We start from the raw sequence: 4,872 nt of genomic DNA on the forward strand, positions 1-4,872 counted from the left end.
CTCTTCCTGTTCCACAAAGACCCATACCCGCGGCTTAGCGTTCATGCGGTGCTTACCGCATGAACGCTAAGCCGCGGGTATGGGTCTTTGTGGAACAGGAAGAGGGCCAGGCGCACCCGGTATCCTGGGAGCTTCTGGGCAAGGCCGGGGAGCTGGCCCGGGATCTGGAGGGGGTGCTCGAGGCGGTGGTCCTGGGTCACGGGGTGGAGGAGGTGGCCCGCGAAGCCATCGCCTACGGGGCCGAGCGGGTCTATCTTATAGACGATCCGGTGCTGGCCTATTATCGCAATCAACCCTATGCCCACGGCGTGGTGCAGCTCTGTCGTAAGTACCACCCGGAGATCCTCCTCCTGGGTGCCACCACCCTAGGGCGGGATCTGGCCGGTTCCATTGCCACCTCACTGGAGACCGGGCTTACCGCGGATGTTACCGGCCTGGAGATAGATCCGGAAAGCAAAAACCTGATCATGACCCGGCCGGCCTTCGGGGGCAACATCATGGCCAGTATTCTGTGTCCGGACCATCGCCCCCAGATGTCCACCGTGCGTCCGCGCACCTTTCCGCTTCCTCCGCGGGATCCTTCCCGCCAGGGGGAGATCGTGCGGGAGGAACTGGGGCTTTCCGAGGACGAGGTGCGGGTCAAACGGGTGGACTTTATTCCCAAGGACAAGACGGTGAACCTGGAGTATGCGGAGGTGATCGTATCCGGAGGGCGAGGGCTGGGGGGGCCGGAGGGTTTCGATCTCCTGCGTGAACTGGCCCGTTTACTGGGAGGCGAAGTGGGGGCCAGCCGGGCGGTGGTGGATGCCGGCTGGATCTCCTATGAACATCAGGTGGGGCAGACCGGAAAGACGGTCCGTCCCAAGGTCTATCTGGCCTGCGGAATCTCCGGGGCTATTCAGCACCGGGTGGGCATGCAGAACTCCGATGTCATCATTGCCATCAACACCGATCCCGAGGCCCCCATCTTCCGGATCGCCGACCTGGGTATCGTGGGGGATCTTTACCAGGTGATTCCGGCCCTGATCGAGGCCGTGAAGCGGGAAAAGGGCCATGAATAATGCCTTGCAGTATCAGGTAATTGTGGTGGGAGGTGGCCCGGCGGGACTGGCCGCGGCCATTACCTGTGCCCGGGCCGGGCTGAAGACCATCCTCCTGGAGAGGGGGCGTTTCTCCGGGGCCAAAAACCTCTTCGGAGGGGTGGTCTATACCGAGTCCATCCTCAGCCTGGTTCCGGATCTCTTTTCCGAAAAGCGTCTGCCCTTCGAGCGCCCGGTAACCGAGGAGGGCTGGTGGGTGCTTTCCGAGGACGGGGTGGTGAAGATCACCCATACCGGGCCGGCCTTAAGGGAAAAACCTCCCCGTGCCTTTACGGCTTTTCGGGCCCGTTTCGATCCGTGGCTGGCGGATAAGGCTCGATCCGCCGGGGTGTTGCTGGTACCCAAGGTCCGGGTGATAGATCTCCTGCGGGAGGGAGATCGGGTGGTGGGGGTGGTTACCGATCGGCCGGCCGACTGGGATACGGATCGTCCCGCCGAGGTCCGGGCCCCGGTGGTGATCCTTTCCGAGGGGGTAAACCGGATCCTCACCCAGAAGGCCGGGCTGATCTCCGGAGATTTCACCCCCGAGGAGGTGGCCCTTTCGGTAAAGGAGGTCATCCAGCTCCCTAAAGGTGAGGTGGAAAAGCGCTTTGCCCTCTCCGAGGACACCGGACTGGCGGTGGAAGTCCTGGGAGAGGCCAGCCTGGGGCTTCCGGGAAGCGCCTTTCTCTATACCAACAGCACCTCGGTCTCGCTGGGGGTGGGGCTTTTCCTTTCCGATTTTGCGGAAAAGGGGATCAAACCCTACGAACTCCTGGAGAACCTCAAGAGGCACCCGGTGATGCAGGATCTCCTTTCCGGGGGAGAGACCCTGGAATACGGGGCCCATCTCATTCCGGAATGGGGGCTGGAAGGGCTTCCCCGGCTCTGTGGCCACGGGGTAATGGTGGTGGGAGACGCCGCGGGTCTGGTAAATCCTCTTTTCCGCGAGGGGACCAATCTGGCCATTTATTCCGGGATCATGGCCGGTAGGGCTGCAGTAAGGGCCCATGAAAAGGGAGACTTCAGTCGCGAGACCCTGGCCCTTTACGAGGAGGCCTTTCGGGAGAGCTATATCTATCGAGACCTGCGTTACTTCCGGCGTCTCCGGCGGTTTCTGCGGGAAAACCGGGCCTTTTTCGATACCTATCCCCAGCTCCTGAATCAGGCGCTCCACCTTTATCTTACCGCTCAGGGGCGGGCCAAGGAGGAGGTTTTCCGGGAGATCTTTACTCTATTTAAGAGAAGACGCGGGGTCTCCGGACTCTTTAGGGATCTGCTGAAAACCTTCCGGTTTCTTAAGGGATGGTAGATCCACAGGAGATGGACCCGTGAAGGATCGGGCCTGCCTGGATGCCCAAGGAGGTCGGGAATGAAACCCTTACCCAGGGTTAATCTGGATGACAAGATCTTTACCCTGAAGTATTACGTGGACGAGGATTACGCGCATTTACGGATCCGGGACGAGGCGGTTTGCCAGCGCTGTCCCACCCGGCCGTGTCTTTCCTTCTGTCCGGCCGGGGTTTATCGGCTGGATCGTAGCGGAGGGATTACGGTGAGCTATCAGGCCTGTGTGGAGTGCGGCTCGTGTCGGGTGGCCTGTCCCTACGCTAACATCGAGTGGAGCTATCCCCGGGGAGGGTTCGGTGTGGCCTACAAATTCGGCTAGGGCCAAGGAATGGACCCTCCGGGGGATCAAGATCCTCTGTCTGGTGCTCATTGCTCTGGCCGGGCTTCAGGTCCGGCTGGATGATCGGGCCATCTGGAAAAAACGCCAGAACGTCTGGTACCTAGATCGTAATCGGCCCATATTCGCCTCTTACGACGCCTTCTACTTTGCCCGCATGGCCCGGGACTGGCAGGAGGGCCGCTACCGTTCCGGAAAACCGGATTTTTACCGGGCGGTTCCGGACAGTTATCTCACCGACAACATCACCTATCCCTTCCCGGTTCCCCTGATGAGTTTTTCCGCGGAGAAGCTCTCCCGCGTGTTCGGTGTTCCTCTGGAAAGGCTGGATCTCTATTTCACGCCTATTCTGGCGGTGCTCTTTGTGCTTCCGCTTTTTCTCTATATGGAAAGCCTGGGTTATACCGCGGCCGGGCTCCTGGGAGGGTTGGTGGGAGTCACGGCCCTCATCTATGTCATTCGTACCAGCATCATGCGTTTCGATACCGATTCCCTGAATCTCTTTTTCCCCTTCATGGTGGCCTGGTGCCTGAGCATGTACTTTCGTTCCTCCAGGCCCCGCCTCTGGGTGATCCTGGCCTCGTTTTTTTCCTTTCTCTATTACTGGTGGTATGCCCATCCCCATCTGATCCTGGTGAATATCCTTCTTTTTGCCGGGCTTCTGCGCTGGGAGAAGGGCCGCCTGGAACGGGAAGATTGGGTGGCTCTGGCCATTCTGGTGGTTCCCAATCTGTGGTATCTCTGGAAGTCTCCGGTAGCGCTGGGAAAGCAGATCTATGAATATGTGGTGGCGGTGGTGCGGCCGGAGGCCACAGGGATTTTCAGGGATTATCCCAATATTCAGCAATCCATTTCTGAGCTTCAGCATTTCAAGAACCTCTCCGAGGTGGCCCGGCTCACCCTTCAGAACCTGCCCCTCTTTCTCCTGGGGCTGGCCGGAGCGGTGGTCCTCCTGGTGAGGGAAAGGCGGGCGCTGTTTTTCCTCTGGCCCTACTTTCTGATCGGGCTTCTGGTGTTCCGCGCCGGGAACCGGTTCGCCATGTATCTGGCCCCCTTTGTGGGAGTGGGGGTGGGGTTCTGGATGGATCTGGCCTTCCGGCAGGGCCGAGGGAGGCTTCGGGAATCCACCCTGCATCTGCTGCGTCTTCTGGGTATCGTGGCGGTGGGAATATGGATCCTGGCCTCCCAGAGGAGCACCTTCGCCTACGTGGCCACCCCCAAGGCCAATGCCTTTGTGGTGCGGGACATGGAAAAGCTCTCCCGGATCCTCCCTCCCCGGGCCTGGATCTGGAGCTGGTGGGATTACGGTTACGCCTTCCAGTATCTTTCCCGCCGGGGCACCTTTGTGGATGGAGGGCACCAACTTACCCCCAAGACCTATTATGTGGCCCGTTCCTTCACCACCTCTTCGCCCCGGGAGGCCCGCAACATCACGGCCTTTATCGCCACCGAGGGGCTCCTGGGGATAAAAGAGCGTCTTAAAAAGGGTACCACCGCGGCGGCCCTTACTCAGGCCATAAGCCGGGGGGAACTCTATCGCCCTCCCGATCATCCGGTCTATTGGGTTTTTACCCAGGACCTGCCTCCCAAGTACGGGTGGATAGGATACTTCGGGAGCTGGGATTTTCGCAAACATCGGGGCAGGTACGGTTTTGTCTGGCCGCTTAATCCCTGTCGGGAGACGCCGCAGAAGATACTGGTGTGTCAGCGCGGGGTGCGGATCGACCCCATTACCCGGAGGGTTTTTCTGGGGCATCGGGAATTTCCCCTGCGGGGGATAGTCTATCGCGAGGCCCGGGGAGTAAACCAGCGGCTCTGGGGCCCGGAGGGGCTGATTCTGGAAATCGTTTCTTCCTCTTACGGACGGGTATTTTTCCTGGTGGATGATCCCACCTTTCGGAGTCTATTCAACCAGATGTATATTCTGAGACAGTACGATTCCCGATATTTTCGTCTGGTGATGGACGATTTTCCCTTCATGGTGGTCTATGAGGTAAAATTCTGAACGCGAGGAGGGGAAGATGGCCTATTTTTACCGAAAGGAAGAGATCCGCTTCGGACCGCATCCCAAATTCCAGGGAGTGGGTCTGGCTTTACTCATCGATC

The 4,872-nt window shown here is 59.5% G+C and carries 4 protein-coding genes; all 4 read left to right on the top strand.

The annotated features are described in order from the left end of the window. The first annotated feature begins 59 nt into the window (after positions 1 to 59). Genes F8J34_RS02700 through F8J34_RS02715 form a run of 4 tightly spaced genes read left to right on the top strand, consistent with a single transcriptional unit; the run spans position 60 to position 4,771 of the window. Entirely contained in the window at positions 60 to 1,061 is a 1,002-nt protein-coding gene (locus F8J34_RS02700; protein WP_297056284.1) for an electron transfer flavoprotein subunit alpha/FixB family protein, read from the top strand. Beyond that, complete coding sequence (locus tag F8J34_RS02705) at positions 1,054 to 2,391, top strand: FAD-dependent oxidoreductase (protein WP_297056286.1); 1,338 nt, start codon at positions 1,054 to 1,056, stop codon at positions 2,389 to 2,391. Before F8J34_RS02700 ends, F8J34_RS02705 begins: the two co-directional genes overlap by 8 nt. Before the next feature lie 60 nt (positions 2,392 to 2,451). Next, a complete protein-coding gene (locus F8J34_RS02710; RefSeq protein WP_297056288.1) occupies positions 2,452 to 2,748 on the top strand; it encodes a ferredoxin family protein in 297 nt (98 codons plus the stop codon). Continuing rightward, a complete protein-coding gene (locus F8J34_RS02715) occupies positions 2,726 to 4,771 on the top strand; it encodes a hypothetical protein (RefSeq protein WP_297056290.1) in 2,046 nt (681 codons plus the stop codon). Before F8J34_RS02710 ends, F8J34_RS02715 begins: the two co-directional genes overlap by 23 nt. Positions 4,772 to 4,872 lie beyond the last annotated feature (101 nt).

Source organism: Thermosulfurimonas sp., from assembly GCF_015491435.1.
Classification (GTDB): Bacteria; Desulfobacterota; Thermodesulfobacteria; order Thermodesulfobacteriales; family Thermodesulfobacteriaceae; genus Thermosulfurimonas_A.